Below are 18,883 nucleotides of genomic sequence, written 5' to 3'. Positions count from 1 at the left end.
AGGAATGCCGCCTATTTTATAAGTGCATAATATATCTATTTTCGGAAAAATTGCGGAATGCAATTTTAGGTAAACAAGATCTACAAGAATCCACAGCAAAAAATAGTAATACCTGTTTAAAATCGTATTCATTGTCGCTTTGGATAGTCCCTCCTGATCCGAAACGCTGGGTTTGGCGCCAATCAATTGGGGATCATGAAACCAGGGCGGACAATCGGATTTCCCATGACCTACACAATCACTTCGACCACTTCAGGCGTATCCACCACCACGATCACCAGCGTCTATGATGCCGAAAGCAACAATGAGGGCAGCGCCACGCTCGCCAATGGGTCGACCGTCACCTTGAGCTTTTTATACGACGCAGAGGGTTCCGACCTCGCGCAGACACTGACGACGTCCGACAATGTCACATTGCTCTCGAATGTACTCGTCGGTGCAGACAAAGGTGATGACTCTGATTTCGAGGCCTATTCCAAAGCCGTCGCTCTGCCGGATGGCGGCTACGCGATTGCGTGGAGGAGCTTTGGGACCACAAACGAACTTTATGTCGCAGTTTACGACTCGACCGGCAATCAGATCGGCGATGATATCCGCATTGATACCGGCGATAGCAATTCTGAAGAGCTTTATGGCATCACCGTCGGCACCGATGGCACAATTTCCGTTCTTTGGCAGGACGGCAGCACCTACTATGAAACCCTCTTGAACAACGGACCGCAGTCGAGCGATTTCACCGCCGATCTCTCGGAAGATGGTTCCTACACTTTCTCAATCGCCGATTTCGACTTTACCAGTTCGACCAATGCGACGCTGGTCTCGGTCAAGATCACATCGGTTCCGACCAGCGGAAGCCTCCTCCTGAACGGCGTCGCCGTCGAAGCGGACACTGTGATTGCGATCGACGATGTCACCAAGCTCGTCTGGACGCCGGATGCCGATGCCAATGGCAACGGTCTCGACGGGCTGGAATTCCAGGTCATCGACAGCGATGACGTCGCTTCGACCACCTATTCGGTCACCTTCGACGTTGCCGCAGTTGCCGATCTGCCAACAGCCGAGAACAACACTGTCACGCTCGACGAAGATGGCTCCTACACCTTCTCTGCTTCCGACTTCGGCTTTGCGGATGTTGACGGCGACACGCTGGCCTCGATTACCATCACAAACCTTCCGACGGCCGGCACACTTACACTCAATGGCAACGCCGTCGAAGCGGATGATGTGATTGATGCGGACGACATCGCCAATCTGGTCTATACGCCGGATGCGGATGCCAGTGGGCTCGATGGTCTCGATTTCAAGGTCACGGATTCCGACGGCGATACGTCGGCGACCAACTACACGATCACCTTCAGTGTCAATGCGGTTCAGGACGAGCCGACCACCGAAGACACGACCGTTACGGCCATCTACAACACGACCTACCAGTTTACCGGCGACGAATTCCCCTTCGCCGATGTCGATGGGGATTCCCTCTATAGCGTGGTGATCACCAGCCTGCCGACCGCCGGCGCACTCTATCTCGACAATGTCGAGATCACCGATATCATCGAAATCGACGCCGCCGATCTCAGCAAGCTGACCTGGGTTCCGCCGACCGACTGGCTTGGCGATGATGCCGCCGTGCTCGAATTCAAAGTCTGGGATGACGAGGACCAAGTCTCGGAAATCCACCAGATGACCTTCGATATCGTCAGCAACAACACCGCTCCAGTCGCTGTCAACGACAAGGCAAGCCTTGAAGAAGGCAAGACGCTGAATGTCAACGTTCTCGCCAACGATACCGATGGCGACGATGACAACCTCTATATCTCGGACGCTGTCGTCACCTCCGGCAACGGATCGGTCGATGTCGTCAACAGCGTCGATCTGTCTATGGTCGGCAACAGGCTGCAGGTTCGCTACAACGGTGACGATCTCGATCCGGGTGAGAAGGCGAAGATCACCATCAACTACACGATCACCGATGGATCCGATGAGGATCAGGGCAAGCTGACCGTCACGGTCACAGGTGTTGCTGAACCGGGCGACGACATTCTTGGTACGAACAAGGCCGACCGGCTCAACGGCACCAACGTCGGCGAAATGATCAACGGCCTGAACGGAAAGGACAGCATCAACGGCAATGGCGGTGACGACCGCATTTATGCCGGCCTTGGCAACGATGTTGTCGATGGCGGTGCCGGCGACGACAGGATCTTTGGTGCCGGCGGCAATGATGATCTGACAGGTGGCAATGGTGCTGACTCGTTCATCTTCCGTCGACTTGGTGGCATCGACACGATCAGCGACTTCACCGTTGGCACCGATAGCATCAACATCGAACCGTTCAACCAGTACTCCTCGCTCAATGACCTCAAGAGCGTGATGAGCGAAGTCGGCGGCGACGTTTTGATCGAACTCGGCAGCAAGACATCGATCCTCATCGAAGACATGAAGATCAAGGAACTGAACGCAGACTGCTTCCTGTTCTGATCTTTCGGAGAGCAGACAGCAGAGATTTCGGTTCATTCGACCTCTGCCCGGCGGGCTCATCCCGCCGGGCATTTTTACGTTGAAGGAAGTCTTGATCCTGCCACTTGAAGCAGCATGGACACCATCACCATATGTCTGACTGGCCCCTCGGAGAAGAAAGGCTCGTCCATGTCCGACATCATCAATCCGTCACCGGAAACCTCCCCCTATGCCTATGACGGCCTGCTGACGCGGCGTGTCATGGCCTTCATCATCGACTATATGATCATTCTTCTGTTGATGATCCCGGCTGCCGTGATCGTGTTCGTTCTGGGGATTGCGACCCTCGGCCTGGCCTTCTATCTCTTCCCGATCCTGTTCTTTATTGTCGCCGGCCTCTATTTCGGCCTGTCGCTCTCCGGGCCGTTTCAGGCCAGCCTCGGCATGCGCACGATGGATGTCCGGATGATCCGCGACGATGGCGGTCCGATCGATTTTGCGACGGCCATCCTGCACCTTGTTACCTTCTGGATCCTGAATTCGCTTCTGACGCCGTTCATCCTGCTCGTCGGCCTCTTTACCGACCGCAAGCGGCTTCTGCACGACATCCTGATCGGCACAACCACAATTCGCGCCAGCCGCATGGGTGTTGCACGCTACTGAACGGGTGAAAGTCGTTCTTGGGAGTTGATCTTTTATAAAGTTCCGCCATGCTTGGCGAGAATCCGACGAAAGAGATCAGCTCCCGGGCATGAACACACAGGCCTACCCATCCCCCCAGTTCTTCATGACGGCCCCTGCCCCGTGCCCCTACCTGCCCGGCCATGTGGAGCGCAAGGTGTTCACCCATCTCGTCGGCCAGCGCGCCTCCGAGATGAACGACCTCCTCACCCAGGGCGGGTTCCGTCGATCGCAGAACATCGCCTATCGCCCGGCCTGCGAAACCTGCCGGGCCTGCATTTCGGTGCGCATCCTCGTCGATGCGTTCGAGCCGACCGGTTCGATGACCCGCGTCCTCTCCCGCAACGCCGATCTTTTGGCAAAGGAGTATGAGGCGGAACCCTCGTCGGAACAGTTTTCGCTTTTCCGGCGCTATCTCGACAGCCGCCACATCCAGGGCGGCATGTCCGACATGACGGTTCTCGACTATGCGATGATGGTCGAAGACACGCATGTACCGACACGCATCATAGAATACCGGCTGCGCGAGGAAGGCGACGGGATTGCAGAAAAGCCCTCTGGCCGCCTGATCGCAACCGCGCTCACGGATATGATGTCGGACGGATTGTCGATGGTCTATTCCTTCTACGATCCGGATCTCGAGCGTCGTTCGCTCGGCACCTTCATGATCCTCGATCACATCCGCCGGGCGCGCGCGCTCGGCCTGCCGCATGTCTATCTTGGCTACTGGGTCAAAGGCTCGCGCAAGATGGCTTACAAGACCCGCTTCCAGCCGCAGGAGCATCTGCTCCATCAGGGCTGGACTCGCTTCCGCCCAACGGATGGATCGTAATCCTGATGCCCTTCAAAAATCTGTCGCCGCACGCTAGAGGCGTGCTGATCACCTTTCTCGGCGGTTTTGCCCTGTCGTTCGACATTCCCCTGGTCCGTCTGGCGTCCGGCGAGGTCTGGTCCATCCTGACGGTTCGGAGCCTCTGCACCATGCTCCTGGTCGCGGCACTCTGGATCGGCCTCAGGCTTCGTGACGGCAAGGCCCCCGTGATGCTTCCTGGGCTGCCGGGCATTGCCGTGGCACTGCTCTATGCCATCTCCACGGTCTTTTTCCTGCTGTCGGTCTTTAACACCTCGACCGCCAATGTCGCTTTCATCCTCGCCTTCAACCCCATGTTCGGCGCCCTCCTGTCATGGATCTTCATGGGTGAGAAGCCGCGACCGATCACCTTTGCGGCGATGGCCGCGATGACGGTTGGCGTCGTCATCATCGTCGGCAGCAGTCTCGAAGGCGGGCATCTGTTCGGTGATGCGATGGCTGGCTGCTCTGCGCTCTGCATCGCGGCGGCGCTGACACTCAGCCGCGCATCCGGCCGCGATTTCGGCTATACGCCGCTGGTTGCCACCGCGATCTCCGCAATGATCGGCGGCCTCCTGATCGTTGATACAGGATTCGTCATATCGAACCCGTTCTGGATCATCCTCAACGGCCTCATCGTCACGCCGTTTGCCTTCTGGGCGCTTGCCGTTGGCCCGAAATATCTATCAGCAGCAGAGACAGGCATGTTCTATCTGCTTGAAACCGTGCTTGCCCCAATTTGGGTGTGGCTGCTGTTTGCCGAACAGCCCCCGGTCGCCACACTGATCGGCGGCGGGATCATTCTTGCCGCTCTTGTCTGGCACTCGCTGGCGTCGGTTTCGACGACCGATCCAGCACCAACCTCACCCGATACGGCATGAAAAAGGGCGCCACCGGCGCCCTTTCCATAGGTCTGAAGAACCTTAGTTGTCAAAACTCTTCCCAATTGTCGCTTGCTGCGGATGGAGCCGCTGCGGCGGCAGACGCCCGGCGCTGCGCCGGCTGACGCTGCGGGGCTGCCTGAACGTTTCGAGCCGGTGCCGCCGGAGCGCTCGCGCGCCGCATGGTTTCCGCCATCTGGCGTAGAGGCTGGGCATCCTGTCCAAGCCGGAAGGTCGCCAGAAGATTACGCAGCTGCGAGCTTTCCGTGGCCAATCCGACGCCGGCCGCATTCATCTCCTCGACCATGGCGGCATTCTGCTGCGTTGCCTGGTCCATGTGATTGACGGCCGAATTGACTTCAGCAAGACCGGTGGCCTGTTCCTGGGCCGCCGCCGCAATCGCTTCCATATGATCGTTGATCTCATGAACAAGGCGCTCGATTTCGGTCAGGCCCTCGCCGGTCTCGTTGACCAGCTTGACGCCCTCGCCAACCGCAGCGGCAGAGTTCGAAACCAGCCCCTTGATTTCCTTGGCCGCGTTGGCGGAGCGCTGCGCAAGTTCGCGCACCTCCTGCGCCACCACTGCGAAACCCTTGCCGGCTTCGCCCGCGCGGGCTGCTTCGACGCCGGCATTGAGAGCGAGAAGGTTCGTCTGGAAGGCGATCTCGTCGATCACGCCGATGATCTGGCCGATCTGACGCGACGATTCCTCGATCTTCTGCATCGCCCCGACCGCATTGTTGACGACGATGCCCGACCGGTCAGCACGGCTGCGCGCCGTATGGACAACATTGCGCGCGTCCGCCGTGCGGGACGAAGTCGCGGTGACATTGGAGGTGATTTCTTCCAGCGCGGCTGCAGTTTCTTCCAGGGCTGCGGCCTGCTGTTCGGTCCGCTTGGAGAGGTCGGTCGATGCGCTCGAGATTTCCGAGGAGCCGTTGTCGACTTCCACAGCAAGCCTTCCGACCGAGCTCAGCGCTTCGCGCAATTGCCGCACCGAGGTATTGAAATCTTCGCGCAGGCGTTCGAATTGCGGTTCGAAAGGCACATTAATTTCGCAGGTCAGATCACCAGCTGCAAGTTTCTGCAGGCCGCTGCCGAGAGCCCCGGTTGCCTCCTGCAGGCGACGATCAGCCTCTTCTTCAGCCTGACGCTGATGGGCAAGACGCTGACGCTCGGCATCGGCCTGCAGCGCCGAGGCGTTAGCTTCGAGGCGAGCCTTTTCCAGTGCAGCATCGCGGAAATGGGCAACGGCATTGGCGATCTCGCCAATTTCGTCCTTGCGGTCCTGATAGGGAACCGGCGACGAGGTATCGCCGCTTGCAAGAGCCGTCATACGGTTGACGATGTTGCGCAGCGGCCGTGCGATGCCGCCGACGCAGGCAAGTGACAGGACGATGGCGGCAAGCAATGCGGCACCAATGACCCCGGCCAGGAAAATCATCGAATTCCAGGCCTGTGCCAGACGCGCATCGGACATGGCCTTCAGTGCGTCGGCGGACTGAACCAGAGACGCTTGGAGAATGCCTAGGCGCTTTCCGGAAGCCTGCAGCCATCGTTTTCCCGCTTCGGCATCGGGTTTCTCGAAGGTCGTGGAGACATACATTGCCTCACGGAACGGCTTCATGAACGCGTTGTCATCACTGGCAAGAAAATCCGCGTAGGGTTTGGTGATATCGCCAGGAAGGAATTCGAACATCGGGTTCGTATAGGTTCCGAACAGGCTGCGCGAATGGACGGCAAACGACTGTTGAACCGGAGAAATCGATCCGGATGTAATGAACTGTCCGCCGGACGACATCTCGATCAAGCCGGCATCATTCACCTGCAACAGCGCGTGGTATCCCTGGATCAGGCGCGACAGTTCGAGATCCTCGATCAGGGCACCAGACCTGCGCATGAGATCGATACCAGCGGCAGAGACGGGTTGCAGCATCAGTCCGGCAGTGCGGCTTTCGGGCGTTTCGCCACCATTCGCCGCATCCATGATCGAGCGGTACTTGGCCAGCGTCGCCAGGTTGGTTTTGATGAAGTCGACATCCTTGGCGATCGTTGCATCCTCGATGCCCTGGTTACGCGCTTCAGCGAAAGCCGCTTCGATGGCTGCGAATGCGGCATCCGTGCGTTTACGCGCTTCCGGCCGCTGCTCTGCCGGGCCAATCGCTTCTCCCGGCAAGGCCTGCGCCAACTCTCCGCCGGCACTTGCGAGGCTACCGACATATTGCGCCTTGCCAAGCTTTGCATAAGCGTCATAGCTGGACGAGAGATCGCCCGACGCCAGCACGACGACACCGGCCAGCGGCAGGATCATCGATGTGTAGAGAAGTGTGCGGATCGAAAACCGCTCGGCAAGTTTGCTCATTCCTGTCCCCCGATGGAATTACGCCACGCGAGAGCGCAGCAAATCCATCAGAGTATGCGCATATAAGCTTACCAATTGGTTAGCTGGCCAAATAGGATGCGTGATTTCGGTACAGCGACAAGACCTTGTCGCTAAATTGACATTGCCACCCACAATGTTATAACTTGTTATAACAAGGAGACGGATCATGAACCTCGTACTTCGAAAGATCGGCAATTCCGTTGGCGTTATTCTGCCCAAGGAAATCCTGGATCGTTTTGGGTTGAAGGAAGGGGATAGCCTCAACCTCGACACGACTGAAGGAATACTGGAGCTACGTTCGTCGGAAGATGAGTTTGCGCATCAGGTCGAGATCGGGCGAAAATTCATGGACAAATACAAGGTTGCACTGCAGAAGCTCGCGGAATGAGCATTGAATTCATCCATCAAGAGCTTATTGTTACCCTGCATCGGATGCAGATCGAACATTTTGGCGGATCCTATGGCTTGCGCGACGAAGGCGCCCTGCAATCTGCCATAGGAAGGCCGCTCAACAAGGCCGCCTACGGCGAAAAAGACGTGATCGTTTTGGCCTCCGCATATTTGTTCGGGCTTGCTAAAAATCACCCATTTATTGACGGCAACAAGCGCATTGCCATTGTCACTGCCGGCGTATTTCTTGAATTGAATGGACTTTCACTCAACACGAGCGACGTCAATCTCTACAATTTTGTTATGGGTATCGCCGCCGGTGAAATTGATGAAGAGGGAGCGACACGGTTCATACGCGACTTCACAGTCCCGCTTTAGCCAACCTACCCCGAAAACTTGCCGGATCGCGGAAAGCCCTTCGGCACCGTTCGGCCCGCTGCGGCGCGGTCGCCGAGCCATTCGGTGAGTTCATCCTTCTTGCGGATGAAATTGCGCCCGGCAGAATCGTCCCAGGTCAGCCCATCATCAATGGCAAAGGTCTTGATATCGGAAATGCCGCCGTCCTTGTAGCGTTGCAGCCGCACGCCTTTTCCGCGAGCCATTTCCGGCAATTGCGCGAGCGGGAAGACCAGCATCTTGCGGTTCTCGCCAACGATCGCGACGTGATCGCCCTGAACCGGAACCAGAAGCTTGGCCTCGTCCGGCATGGCGACATTGAGGATCTGCTTGCCCTTGCGGGTATTGGCCAGCAACTCGCTTTCGGCCACCACAAAACCGTAACCGAGATGGGAAGAGATGATCAGCTTGCGGTTCGCATCGTAGGTGAAGGCGGTCAGCACATCCTGCTCGGTTTCCATATCCACCATGATGCGCAAGGGTTCGCCATGACCGCGACCACCCGGCAACTTGTCGGCGCCGAGCGTAAAGACCTTACCCCCGGTGGTGACGATCATCACCTTGTCGGTGGTCTGCGCATGGAAAGCAACCTTGAGATTGTCGCCTTCCTTGAACTGCAGCGTCGAGAAATCGGCAAGATGCCCCTTGAGCGCTCGGATCCAGCCCTTTTCGGAGACGACGACCGTCACCGGCTCCTTTTCGATCATCGCCTGTTCGATGGCGGCGCTGTCGGTCGAGGGCGCATCAGCGAAATCGGTGCGGCGGCGACCGATCGCGGTTGCCTTGGCGAATTTCTTCTTCACCTCGCCGATTTCCCAGGAAATCGTCGCCCACTGCTTTTCTTCCGATGCAAGCAGCGCCTCGATGCCGGCCTTTTCCGTCGAAAGTTCATCGAACTCCTTGCGGATCTCGAATTCTTCCAGCTTGCGCAAGTTGCGCAGACGCATGTTGAGGATGGATTCTGCCTGCAGATCGGTCAGCGTGAAGGTCGATATCAGCACCGCCTTCGGCTCATCTTCCTCGCGGATGATGCGGATCACCTCATCGAGATTGAGATAGGCGATGAGGTAACCGCCCAAAATCTCCAGGCGGCGATCGATTTCAGCAAGCCGATGGCGGGAGCGTCGCACCAGCACGTCGCGGCGGTGGCTAAGCCATTCGCTCAGCACGTCCTTGAGCGACATGACCTTGGGCACCTTGCCCATCGACAGCACGTTCATGTTGAGCGAAACGCGCGATTCAAGCTCGGTCAGGCGGAAGAGCGATTCCATCAGGAGTTTGGCATCGACGGTGCGGCTTTTCGGCACCAGCACGATGCGGATATCCTCGGCGGATTCATCGCGCACATCTTCGAGAAGCGGCAGTTTGCGGGCAATCAGCAGTTCGGCAATCTTTTCGATCAGCCGCGACTTCTGCACCTGATAGGGAATTTCGGTGACGACGATCTGATAGCCGCCGCGACCGAGATCTTCCTGTTCCCATTTGGCCCGGACACGGAAGCCGCCGCGACCGGTCCGATAGGCGTCGAGGATCGACGAACGCGCTTCGATGATCGTGCCGCCGGTCGGGAAATCCGGCCCCGGCACAAGCTCGACCAGTTCCTCGATCGAGGCCTCGGGTTTGCGGATCAAAAGCAGCGCCGCGTCGCAGATTTCATGGACATTGTGCGGCGGGATATTGGTGGCCATGCCCACTGCAATGCCGGACGAGCCGTTCGCAAGCAGGTTCGGGAACGCGCCCGGCAAGACGACAGGTTCTTCGTCTTCTTCATTGTAGGTCGGACGGAAATCGACCGCATCTTCGCCGATCCCCTCCAGCAGAAGCGCGGCGACTTCGGTCATACGCGCTTCGGTATAGCGCATGGCAGCCGCATTATCGCCATCGATATTGCCGAAGTTGCCTTGGCCATCGACGATCGGGTAGCGGATGGCAAAATCCTGCGACAGGCGAACGAGCGCGTCGTAGATTGCCTGGTCGCCATGCGGATGGAACTTACCCATCACGTCGCCGACGATACGGGCGCATTTCTTGTAGGCACTGTTGGGACGCACACCCATTTCGCTCATCGCGTGGATGATGCGGCGGTGCACCGGCTTCAGGCCGTCGCGCACGTCGGGAAGCGCACGATGCATGATCGTCGATAGCGCATAGGCGAGATATCTCTCCTCCAGCGCCGACTTCAGATCAACCGGTTGAATATTGTCCCCGCCATCGGGCGGCAAAGTGCTCTGTCCCATGGACTTCCCTTATCGCAACGCAGCGTAAGCGGCAACAAGCCCGGCGGTTCATGTTGTGGACAGGCAGCAACACCTGACAAGATAGTCTTGAAATGAAGCCTATCCCTTGATTGTAAGATCACACGCATTCCGATAGGGAAATTCTGCTCTGATATTGCGGAGTTTAAAAGAGGTTTACATGCGTTCTCATTTTCTCGGTATCACAATCGCCGCCGCAACCCTGCTTGCTCCGTTCGCCGCACTGGCCGGTGAAACGCTGTCGGTGCCGGCCGGCAGGTCATCGGTCGTCGGTGGTTTCAACGTCTATAATCCCAACACTTGCGGCACAGCCGGCAAGCCGCAGATGAAGGTTCATTCCGCGCCTGCCCACGGCAGCGTCAGCTTCAAGTGGGTTTTGACCAAATTCTCGGACGAATTCACCGTCTGCAAGGGCAAGCCTGCGCATTCGATGCTGATTATCTACACACCCCACAAGGGTTTCCACGGTCAGGACAGCTTCACCTGGGGTGCCCGGTTCGAAAGCCACGAAGTTGGCTCACAGACCGGTTACAAGACCGCCGAGATCACCGTGAACGTCAAGTAATCACGTCAATTGCCGTTCAACGATGCCGGAGCAACCAGTTTGCTCCGGCATTTTTAACTTTACATTCCACGACGCTAAAAAAAATCCTGGCAGTTCGTTTTTTTGTCTAAGAGATCTGAATATAGTGCGCCGACCAAGCGTTTAGGCTTCGAACTCGATTACCAACGATCTGCCTGCAGAAAGGGACGACATATGAAACTCAACCGCACTTTCGGCATCTTGCTTGCCAGCACTGCCTTCTTCGGCCTCGCCAATTCGGCTTTCGCGCTGGACGGCAACGAAGTCCTCGCGAAGATCAATGCCGCCCTCGAAATGAGCCAGGCCAAGCTTGCCGCTGCCTCGGTCGAGGTCGATGGCGACAATGTTACGCTGACGGGCGCCACCCTGACCGTATCCTCCGCCCCGCAGCCGCTGTCGCTCGGCGACATTTCGCTCGAGGAAGTTGCCGAAGACGAAGGCAGCTATGACATCGGCAAGGTGACCTTCCAGGATCTGAACGTCGACAAGGACGGGACCAAGGTCACGGCAAGCGATATCTACATGACCAACATGCATGTGCCGGCAACGCCGGACCTGAGCACGGTCTCCAACATGCTGCTGGCCGAAACCTTCCATGTCGGCCCGTTCTCCGTGGCCGCCAATGGCAAGGAAGTGTTCTCGGCTTCCGAAACCAATGCCAACTATTCGATCGACGATGACGAAACCAAGGTGGATTTCGACATGGCGATCACCGGGCTCAAGGCCGATCTCTCGACCGTTCCGGATCCGAAGTCGCAGGAAGCCATCAAGGCGCTTGGCCTGGAAACCGTTGCCGGCGAGATCACCATGAAGGGTGACTGGACCATGGCCGACGGCAAGATGACGATCTCCGAATATGCCTTCGACTTCAACGACATCGGCCGGATCGACCTCAACATGTCGCTGAGTGGTTACACCCCTGCCCTGATCAAGTCGATGCAGGAAGCCGTCAAGACGGCCGAGCAGAACCCCGACAAGGCTGCCGGCCAGCAGGCGCTCGGCATGTCGATGATGGGCCTGATGGCACAGCTGAGCTACAATGGCGCTTCGATCCGCTTCGATGATGCCGGCATCACTGCCAAGGTCCTCGACTATGCCGGCAAGCAGCAAGGTGTCGACGGCAAGCAGTTCGCCCAGTCGATCAAGGGCATGCTGCCGATGATGCTCGGCCAGCTCAACATGCCTGACCTGCAGACGCAGATCGTGTCGGCTGCCAACGCCTTCCTCGACGATCCCAAGAGCCTGACCGTTTCGGCAGAGCCGGCCCAGCCGCTGCCCTTCCCGCAGATCATGGGTGCCGGCATGGGCAACCCGGCCGATCTCGTCAAGACGCTGAACGTGAAGGTCACCGCGAACGATTGATCGATCGCAAGGGCGCCAATCCCTGGACATGCAACCGGCGGCCAATGGCCGCCGGTTTTTTGTTGCTTCATCGCGCTGTCGCAACAGTCAGCCGATCAGGCTGCCGCTGCTGAAACTGCTCAGTCCGGTCAGGTGGAATTCCATGTCCTCGCCCGATGTCAGCGCGCCGTCGTGGTTGATATCGACATAGAGCGTGTGGTTGCCCGTATTGAAGAAGCCCACCGTGTGATTGGTCGAAAGGGTCGACATGCCGGCATTGTTGCTGGCGACATTGCCGCCAAAGCTCGCAGACGAGACGAGATCGGAGATATCGATGCCGGTGAAGATGTTGAAGCCGGCGATATTGTCGCCCGAATTGTAGGCGCACTCGCTGAAGTCGCGGAAAATGAGCATGTCGAGACCGCCGCCGCTGAGATCGACACTGTCGATGCCAAGGGAGCCATAAACCGTGTCGTTGCCAGCACCCGTCGAGATCGTGTCTGCGCCGACGCCACCGACCAGCACATCCGCCCCGCTGCCGCCGTTGATATCGACGCCGGTGGATGCGAGCGCCTTGTTGCCATCGAGCAGGCCCAGCACATCGGCGCCTGCAGTGTTGGTGATGTTGATTTCGTCGATGAAACTGGTCGAACCGTTGGAGGCGAGCAATGTCAGTTTCGCATTGCCGGTAATGTTCAGTGTCGCTAGGTCAGAGTCATCGCCGACCTCGGTGATATACATCGTATGGGCATTTGTCTGGCTCTGGATCGTCAATTCGGACAGGTGCGGCGCGATCAGACCAAATGTCGAGTTGCCGAAATCTGCGGTTCCTTCGAGATCAAGTGTAAAGCCTTCGGTGTTCGAACTGTCGGCATTATTGATATTGACCGTCGTGATCGTGGTCTGCGTTGCCAATATCTGGACAAGGGAACCGCTTGCCAACCCGTTGATCGTCATGGCTCCTGTCGGAATGCTGCCGAAGACGATACCGGTCACGCCTGATCCCGCGAAGTCGTAAGTGCCGGACATATTGTACATATAGGCATATTCGAAATTCTTGAAGAGCGCGCCGACATTGTCGACGTGACCCCAGATTGCAAAGCCGTCATGGCCTTTGCCGCCATCAATCCGCTGTGTCGTGGAATCGAGCGCCAGCTGGTAAGTACGAACCATATCGTCGCCCGTTCCCAGACGAACTTGCGCCTTATGCGCGGCCGTCCCGCCGAGGTCGCTTATGTCGATATAGTCATTGTCGGTGCTGCCGACGATTGTCGCCAGCGAAGTTCCGCCCGCGATCGTCACCTGATCGGCTGAGGTCGTCGCGCCAAAGAGCTGAACCTTTCTCCAGTCATTATCCAATGTGTAGGTGCCAGACATGCTCTCAAGCGCCAGAATTTCGAATCTGCTGAACGCAGAGAGTTTCCCGGAATCCTGACCGTTGTAATGCACGGTGTCGGTGCCAGTGCCGCCATCCAGAACCGCCGTGTTTTGATTCATGACGAGGTGAGCTATGTAAACCACGTCGTTTCCAGCGCCCATATTGATCTGGGCTTTCTCGATGCTCTTCGGCACCAGTTCGTAGATTTCAAAAGAATCGTTGCCGGAGCCGCTCTGAACCGATGTTAGCTTGTCGCTTTGCAGTTGGGTATCAAGGTCTCCCTTGAATTTCGAGGCATCGAGTATCGTCAAGGAACGGAACGCGGCGGTCTGGCTGATGTTCAAGTTCAGGTCGGCGTTGCCGTCAATGGTGACCTTCTGAATAGACTCCAGGCTCCCATCCGCGGCATAACTCAGTGTGCTGGGCGCTTTGCCATTCGAATGAACGGCAAGTTCGATTGCAGAAATGTCGCCGTGCAAATAAACATCGCTGGCTCTCAGCGAGACATCCAGCGTGTGTGGCTGCAGGTTGCCCAGTGCGTGGTATTCGATTGCTGCATTGTGGACATTGTTGACCGAAAGGTGCTGTGTCAGCGACTTACTCATATCGACGTCGAAGATATCGACATCATGCCCATCGAGATTGGTGACCGTTAATGTGTTGAGGGCTGCGGCGTTGCGAACGACGACCTCCGAGTGCAGGTCCTTCAGGGTGACGTTCCTCATCTTCTCTGCATGGGCCAGGCTGATCTCGAGCTGGCTGTTGCCCGCATGCGTGAACACGCCTTTCTCGATACTCTTCATCACCGGTGCGAGATACTTGCCGCTGACGACCGCCGTGATCGTGTCAAAGCCAGCGCCGCCGTTCAGCATGTCATTGTTGCCAAGTTCGCCCTTGGTGCCGATGAAAAGATCAGTACCCGCCTTGCCGGTGATCGTATCCTTATGGGTGGTGAGGTTATGCTTCTTCGTTGCCATGTTTCTCTCTCGCAATCCGTCTGCCGTTTGCGCCGGAACAGAATTGTCGGCGCTTGCATGTATGGATCAGGCGATAGCATGGGGGCGGAGGCGCATTCCCCCCAAGGTCTTGGGGGTTTTGCAGGAAGTCGGTTTGTCTGCGCGTGGAGGATGTGAGAGCGTCAGTGCGACGATAGCAGGCTGATCATCAGCTTCTCGCGGCTGTTGACCTCGAAGCGCTGGTAGAGCGAGGTCACGTGGCCGAGCACCGTATGGGTGCTCATCGAAAGGCTCGCGGCAATTTCCGGCACACTGATGCCTTCGGCGAGCTTGAGACAGACATCCTTTTCCCGCCGGGGCAGCTCATGCACGGCCGGGTGGCGCATCAGCCTGAGTGCCAGCGGGATATGGCGTGTCAGCGTAATGCCGACCGTTTCCGTCTGCCCTGTCTCGGCTGCGGAAAGGCTGTAGGCGCGCGCCGAGAAACCGCCCCACTGGTTGCGCCGGTAAAGTGCCGGCGGACGGCTTGTCCGCTTGGCAAAGGGCATCAGCGTGTGGCGCACCAGCGGATAGAGCCAGGCCTTGGCCTCGCGCGCGAAGTTGCGGTGGATGACGTCCATCGAAAAGCTCGGCGCAAAGATATAGTTGAGGAATTGCCGGGCCTCGTCGCTGACATGCAAGAGGTCGCCGCGATTGCCGCAAATGACGAGCGCGGTATCGCTGACCGGCACCAGCTGGCTCTCGTCCTGCATGGCGTTGCGGGCCATCGCGTGGGTGAGCAGATCTTCGACGGTTTTCAGCCGCTGTTCGTCCTCCGATGAAAAGGCTTTTTCGCCGACGCCGCGCATCAGGGTCAGAAAACCGATCGGCCGATCAGGCCCCCGCAGCACCAGCCTGAGCGCATGGCGAAAGCCGAGCGGGTGCATGATGGTCCAGTAGAGTTCGGAATCGTAGAAACCTTCGCCGTAGCGGTGGCAATTGTCGACGGTGCGGGCCCCACGCAGGAGATCGCGTGACGAGACGACCGCATCGCTTTCGACATTGTTATAGAAACGGCTGTGGAACACTTCGAGCGACTGGGTGCCTGCCTGCATGTCGGGCGAGACGTGCCAGACGGCGGCCGGCCTGTCGTTTTCGTCCGTCCAGGTCATCTTGATCCCGTCGAAACGGACATAGCCGCGCAGGATTTCGACAAGGTCCGGCAGACGATACTCCGCCGGGCCTGCCAGCGCTGCCAAGGCCCTGATATTGGCAACCGCAATCGAGGGCTTGGTCTCGCAATATATCATGAATGAAAATCCGACTTTCAGAAGATATCTCTTACAAGACGGATCAGCCTAGCATTCCAATCAAGATAAAACCACAGGATGAAGAAAAAACACCAGAAACAATCTTACGTTTATCACCCAGCCGGTGGTGTTGGTCTTTAGAGCGTAGATCGGCCTGTCAGTCTTTCAGGCCCCTGCCCGACCAGTCGATATTGCGGGTGAAATACATGGTCGCGGCAATCGTGACGAAGGATATCAGCGCGCCGGCCAGCAATGCATATTCGTCCTCGCGCATCACCAGATAGAGAACGCCATAGGAGAGACCAAGCACTGTCGCCAGCGACAGGCCGCTCTTCCTGCTCTGGGTCACCGATCCGACATAGAAGGAGATGAGCAAGGTGGTTGCACAGGCGGCAACCGCATAGCCCGGGCCGAAACCGACATGTTCGGAAAGCGCCAGCAACAGAATGTAGAAAATAATAAGCGCCAGACCGGTCAGGACATATTGCACCCAGTGGACGGATCGCCCGCCCTTGAGTTCGAGAATGAAGACCGCAAAGAAGACCAGCGAGACGAAGCCGATCGAATATTTGAGGGTTCGCGACACAAGCTGGTAGAACTTGACCTGCTGGACGAGGCCGATCTGCATGACATTGCTCGAAAACGGCATGACGTCGCCAGCTGAGATCTTGGCCACGCCGCGTGCCAGATAGGGAATGGTCCAGTTCGCCTTGAACCCCTCGGCGCTGATGGTCTTCGTCTCGGGGAGGAACTGGCCCTCAAAACCGGGATCGGCCCAATTGGCGGCCACCGCAAGCGAGGTCGTCTGACCGGCAGGCGCGACCGACAGACGCGACGAGCCATTCAATGAGAGATTCATCGCGAAGGAGAAGCCCTTTTCGATTTTCGCCTGTTCGACGGCGCCATGAATGCCGGTGTCGGTCTTGTCGTAATCCGACACGTTCACCGAATTGTAGAGACCTGGCCGCAATGCAAAAATGCTTCGCATTCCCGGCTCGAAAGGCTGAACGGCAACACCATCAATCATGAGATCGACATTGGAGCGCACCCCGGTAATGTCAGCGATATGCATGACGAGGAAGGCACGCGTGAAATCCGGCGTGCCATCCATCTCCGCCAGAGCGGTTGCCGGATTTGGCTGGAAGCGGCCGCTGATCTTGACCTTCGCATTATAGACCGGCAGCGAATAGATCGACAGTTTACGGTCTTCGACCTGCAAATCCGCTTTCACATCGAGGGTTTCCGGCATCAGCAGCACCCAACTTGTCTGCTTGTAGCGAGAGACGACGCCGCTTGCCGATGTCTCTTCCAGGTCGCGGATCATCGGAACGGCGAGATAGGGCCCATTGATCGTCTGTTTCTGGCCCCAGCCATTGGCGATACGGCTCGCCACCTCATCCGCTCGCTGGGCCCGCTCTTCCACCAACGCCCAGACCAGCAAGGTCGGGACGAGCAGAAGCATGGTGATGATGCCGATGAGAACGAACTTGACGCCCGGAAGGCGCATGAAGGCTGCAAAGCCTTGCGGTCGCGACGGTCCCTTGAGGGCCGGATCGGCCCCGATCTCTTGATTATCAGTCATGACTTCCCCTGTCTGGCTGTGAATTACAACCAGAACAGGGTGTTTCGCCTTTGTGGCTCAATCACCGCCGGATCAGGACGGCCCGTTGGCGATATTGAGGCAAATTGGTGGATCAATCCGCAGTTATCGTCATCAGCATCATCGATGACGCACATTCACCAACGCAATTAAGAATACTTTCCATTTCCATTCGTTTTTAAACTTTCGCCATGCATAGTAAGTCGATGTAAAGCGTCGGAATAGACCTGATGGAAAAAGCCCAATCGCAACCCGCCCGGTTCACGGCCCTCGATGGTTTGAGAGGACTGTTGTGCCTGCTGGTGGTGCTCGCGCATTTTCCGGGATTGACCTTCATTCACGGCACGGCCTTTCACATGTCCGGAGATCTGTTCGTGGATCTCTTCTTCGTGTTCAGCGGATTCGTGATCGTTGCTGCCTTCGAGGCGCCGCTGGCCAATGGCTATGGCTTGCGACGCTTCCTGATCGAGCGCCTCGGACGGTTCTATCCGATCCATGTGGCGGTGCTCGCCCTGTTCGTCGTGACGGAACTGGCGATGGCGCCGTTCCTCAGCACCTATGGCCAAACCGGGCGCGAGGCCTTCACCGGCACCAATACGCCGGAAGCAATCATCACCAACCTGTTGCTGATCCACAGCATCGGCCTGCATGACACCATCACCTGGAACTATCCGGCCTGGAGTCTCTCTACGGAATGGTTCGCCTATCTCTATTTCGGTTTTGCCGTCGTGTTCGGTGGCCGGAATTTCCTGCCCTGGGCTATCGGCGGCGCCATTGTTTCGGCCTCGATCCTCATCTTTTTGGCGCCGCAGCATATGCATTCCAACCATGATTTCGGCGTCTTCCGTTCGATCCTCGGTTTTTCCGTCGGCGCAATCGCCTTCCGGGTCTTCAGCGAACTCCGGCGCAGGATCGATTTCACGGCGGTACCGACAAGCGCGATGACAGCGCTCGAAATTGCCGTGTTTGCAGCGATGATCCTGGCGCAGATCGCCTGGGCGACATCACCCTATGGCGCCTTTGTTCTGGTTTTCCAGTTCATGGTTCTGGTCGTCTTCTCGATCGGCGGCGGACAGGTCTCGCGGTTCCTGTCCATAAAACCTCTCGTCTATCTCGGCACGATCTCCCTTTCCGTCTATGTCATCCATGCATGGATCCTGCTGCGCTTCATCAACCTCGCATCGATCCTCGAGCGGTTTACCGGTATCGATCTCGTCCGGATGGAAATCGTGGCAGGCGAACGGATGACATTCTTCAACGTCTCTCGGCTGGAAGGGACTTTTCTGGCGATCGTGATGATTGCGCTGATCGTCGCGGTCAGCCACTTTACCTACAAATATATCGAGGTGCCGGGCCAACGGCCTTTCCGCCAGTTCGCAAAGCGGATCGCCACCCTGCCCGTGGCCATGAAAAAACCGGCCTGATATTATCAGGCCGGTTTCA

14 protein-coding genes are annotated in these 18,883 nt (G+C 57.5%); 9 read left to right on the top strand and 5 right to left on the bottom strand.

The window, feature by feature from the left end; genetic code table 11:
• Positions 1-225 precede the first annotated feature (225 nt).
• From Q4481_RS07300 to Q4481_RS07285, 4 genes are all read left to right on the top strand, one after another.
• On the top strand, positions 226-2,478 hold the full coding sequence (locus tag Q4481_RS07300; protein WP_304375672.1) for an Ig-like domain-containing protein: 2,253 nt from the start codon (positions 226-228) through the stop codon (positions 2,476-2,478).
• 168 nt (positions 2,479-2,646) lie between these two features.
• Complete coding sequence (locus tag Q4481_RS07295) at positions 2,647-3,120, top strand: RDD family protein (RefSeq protein WP_304375671.1); 474 nt, start codon at positions 2,647-2,649, stop codon at positions 3,118-3,120.
• Positions 3,121-3,208: 88 nt separating this feature from the next.
• Positions 3,209-3,970, top strand: coding sequence for an arginyltransferase (locus Q4481_RS07290; RefSeq protein ID WP_304375670.1), 762 nt, complete (start codon positions 3,209-3,211; stop codon positions 3,968-3,970).
• Between the two features lie 5 nt (positions 3,971-3,975).
• Positions 3,976-4,869: a DMT family transporter gene (locus Q4481_RS07285; protein WP_304375669.1), complete on the top strand. Its 894-nt coding sequence runs from the start codon at positions 3,976-3,978 to the stop codon at positions 4,867-4,869.
• Between the two features lie 49 nt (positions 4,870-4,918).
• On the opposite strand, the gene Q4481_RS07280 is transcribed toward Q4481_RS07285, so the two are convergent.
• Positions 4,919-7,231 carry a methyl-accepting chemotaxis protein gene (locus Q4481_RS07280; protein WP_304375668.1) on the bottom strand — a complete coding sequence of 771 codons (2,313 nt, stop codon included), beginning with the start codon at positions 7,229-7,231 and terminating at the stop codon, positions 4,919-4,921.
• Positions 7,232-7,418: 187 nt separating this feature from the next.
• On the opposite strand from Q4481_RS07280, the gene Q4481_RS07275 reads away from it, so the two are divergent.
• Together Q4481_RS07275 and Q4481_RS07270 are read left to right on the top strand one after the other, a co-directional pair.
• A complete protein-coding gene (locus tag Q4481_RS07275; RefSeq protein ID WP_304375667.1) occupies positions 7,419-7,640 on the top strand; it encodes an AbrB/MazE/SpoVT family DNA-binding domain-containing protein in 222 nt (73 codons plus the stop codon).
• Entirely contained in the window at positions 7,637-8,020 is a 384-nt protein-coding gene (locus Q4481_RS07270; protein ID WP_304375666.1) for a type II toxin-antitoxin system death-on-curing family toxin, read from the top strand. Before Q4481_RS07275 ends, Q4481_RS07270 begins: the two co-directional genes overlap by 4 nt.
• Before the next feature lie 5 nt (positions 8,021-8,025).
• Here Q4481_RS07270 and parC read toward each other — a convergent pair whose 3' ends face one another.
• Positions 8,026-10,275, bottom strand: coding sequence for a DNA topoisomerase IV subunit A (parC, locus tag Q4481_RS07265; protein WP_304375665.1), 2,250 nt, complete (start codon positions 10,273-10,275; stop codon positions 8,026-8,028).
• A 178-nt stretch (positions 10,276-10,453) separates the two neighbouring features.
• Here parC and Q4481_RS07260 point away from each other — a divergent pair, with 178 nt between their 5' ends.
• On the top strand, positions 10,454-10,858 hold the full coding sequence (locus Q4481_RS07260; protein ID WP_304375664.1) for a hypothetical protein: 405 nt from the start codon (positions 10,454-10,456) through the stop codon (positions 10,856-10,858).
• 192 nt (positions 10,859-11,050) lie between these two features.
• Positions 11,051-12,238: an aq_1923 C-terminal domain gene (locus tag Q4481_RS07255; RefSeq protein ID WP_304375663.1), complete on the top strand. Its 1,188-nt coding sequence runs from the start codon at positions 11,051-11,053 to the stop codon at positions 12,236-12,238.
• Positions 12,239-12,325: 87 nt separating this feature from the next.
• Here the strand turns inward: Q4481_RS07255 and Q4481_RS07250 are convergent, their stop codons facing one another.
• From Q4481_RS07250 to creD, 3 genes are all read right to left on the bottom strand, one after another.
• Positions 12,326-14,572: a calcium-binding protein gene (locus Q4481_RS07250; RefSeq protein ID WP_304375662.1), complete on the bottom strand. Its 2,247-nt coding sequence runs from the start codon at positions 14,570-14,572 to the stop codon at positions 12,326-12,328.
• Positions 14,573-14,733: 161 nt separating this feature from the next.
• Positions 14,734-15,840 carry a helix-turn-helix transcriptional regulator gene (locus Q4481_RS07245; protein ID WP_304375661.1) on the bottom strand — a complete coding sequence of 369 codons (1,107 nt, stop codon included), beginning with the start codon at positions 15,838-15,840 and terminating at the stop codon, positions 14,734-14,736.
• A gap of 157 nt (positions 15,841-15,997) precedes the next feature.
• The gene (gene creD, locus Q4481_RS07240; RefSeq protein ID WP_304375660.1) at positions 15,998-17,422 is read right to left on the bottom strand and encodes a cell envelope integrity protein CreD; all 1,425 of its coding nucleotides are present in this window, start codon (positions 17,420-17,422) and stop codon (positions 15,998-16,000) included.
• Positions 17,423-17,670: 248 nt separating this feature from the next.
• Between creD and Q4481_RS07235 the strand changes: the two genes are divergently transcribed.
• A complete protein-coding gene (locus tag Q4481_RS07235; protein WP_304375659.1) occupies positions 17,671-18,864 on the top strand; it encodes an acyltransferase family protein in 1,194 nt (397 codons plus the stop codon).
• Positions 18,865-18,883 lie beyond the last annotated feature (19 nt).

The sequence above is a fragment of the Fluviirhizobium alvei genome, assembly GCF_030551875.1.
In the GTDB taxonomy this organism is placed as follows: Bacteria; Pseudomonadota; Alphaproteobacteria; order Rhizobiales; family Rhizobiaceae; genus Rhizobium_E; species Rhizobium_E alvei.
The sequence above is the reverse complement of the archived record's forward strand: the minus strand, read 5'-3'. Positions and strand labels throughout refer to the sequence as shown.

Coding starts and splice junctions, on each gene's coding strand:
- Q4481_RS07300 (WP_304375672.1), top strand. CDS start 226: ATGACCTACACAATCACTTCGACCACTTCAGGCGTATCCACCACCACG.
- Q4481_RS07295 (WP_304375671.1), top strand. CDS start 2,647: ATGTCCGACATCATCAATCCGTCACCGGAAACCTCCCCCTATGCCTAT.
- Q4481_RS07290 (WP_304375670.1), top strand. CDS start 3,209: ATGAACACACAGGCCTACCCATCCCCCCAGTTCTTCATGACGGCCCCT.
- Q4481_RS07285 (WP_304375669.1), top strand. CDS start 3,976: ATGCCCTTCAAAAATCTGTCGCCGCACGCTAGAGGCGTGCTGATCACC.
- Q4481_RS07280 (WP_304375668.1), bottom strand. CDS start 7,231: ATGAGCAAACTTGCCGAGCGGTTTTCGATCCGCACACTTCTCTACACA.
- Q4481_RS07275 (WP_304375667.1), top strand. CDS start 7,419: ATGAACCTCGTACTTCGAAAGATCGGCAATTCCGTTGGCGTTATTCTG.
- Q4481_RS07270 (WP_304375666.1), top strand. CDS start 7,637: ATGAGCATTGAATTCATCCATCAAGAGCTTATTGTTACCCTGCATCGG.
- parC (WP_304375665.1), bottom strand. CDS start 10,275: ATGGGACAGAGCACTTTGCCGCCCGATGGCGGGGACAATATTCAACCG.
- Q4481_RS07260 (WP_304375664.1), top strand. CDS start 10,454: ATGCGTTCTCATTTTCTCGGTATCACAATCGCCGCCGCAACCCTGCTT.
- Q4481_RS07255 (WP_304375663.1), top strand. CDS start 11,051: ATGAAACTCAACCGCACTTTCGGCATCTTGCTTGCCAGCACTGCCTTC.
- Q4481_RS07250 (WP_304375662.1), bottom strand. CDS start 14,572: ATGGCAACGAAGAAGCATAACCTCACCACCCATAAGGATACGATCACC.
- Q4481_RS07245 (WP_304375661.1), bottom strand. CDS start 15,840: ATGATATATTGCGAGACCAAGCCCTCGATTGCGGTTGCCAATATCAGG.
- creD (WP_304375660.1), bottom strand. CDS start 17,422: ATGACTGATAATCAAGAGATCGGGGCCGATCCGGCCCTCAAGGGACCG.
- Q4481_RS07235 (WP_304375659.1), top strand. CDS start 17,671: ATGGAAAAAGCCCAATCGCAACCCGCCCGGTTCACGGCCCTCGATGGT.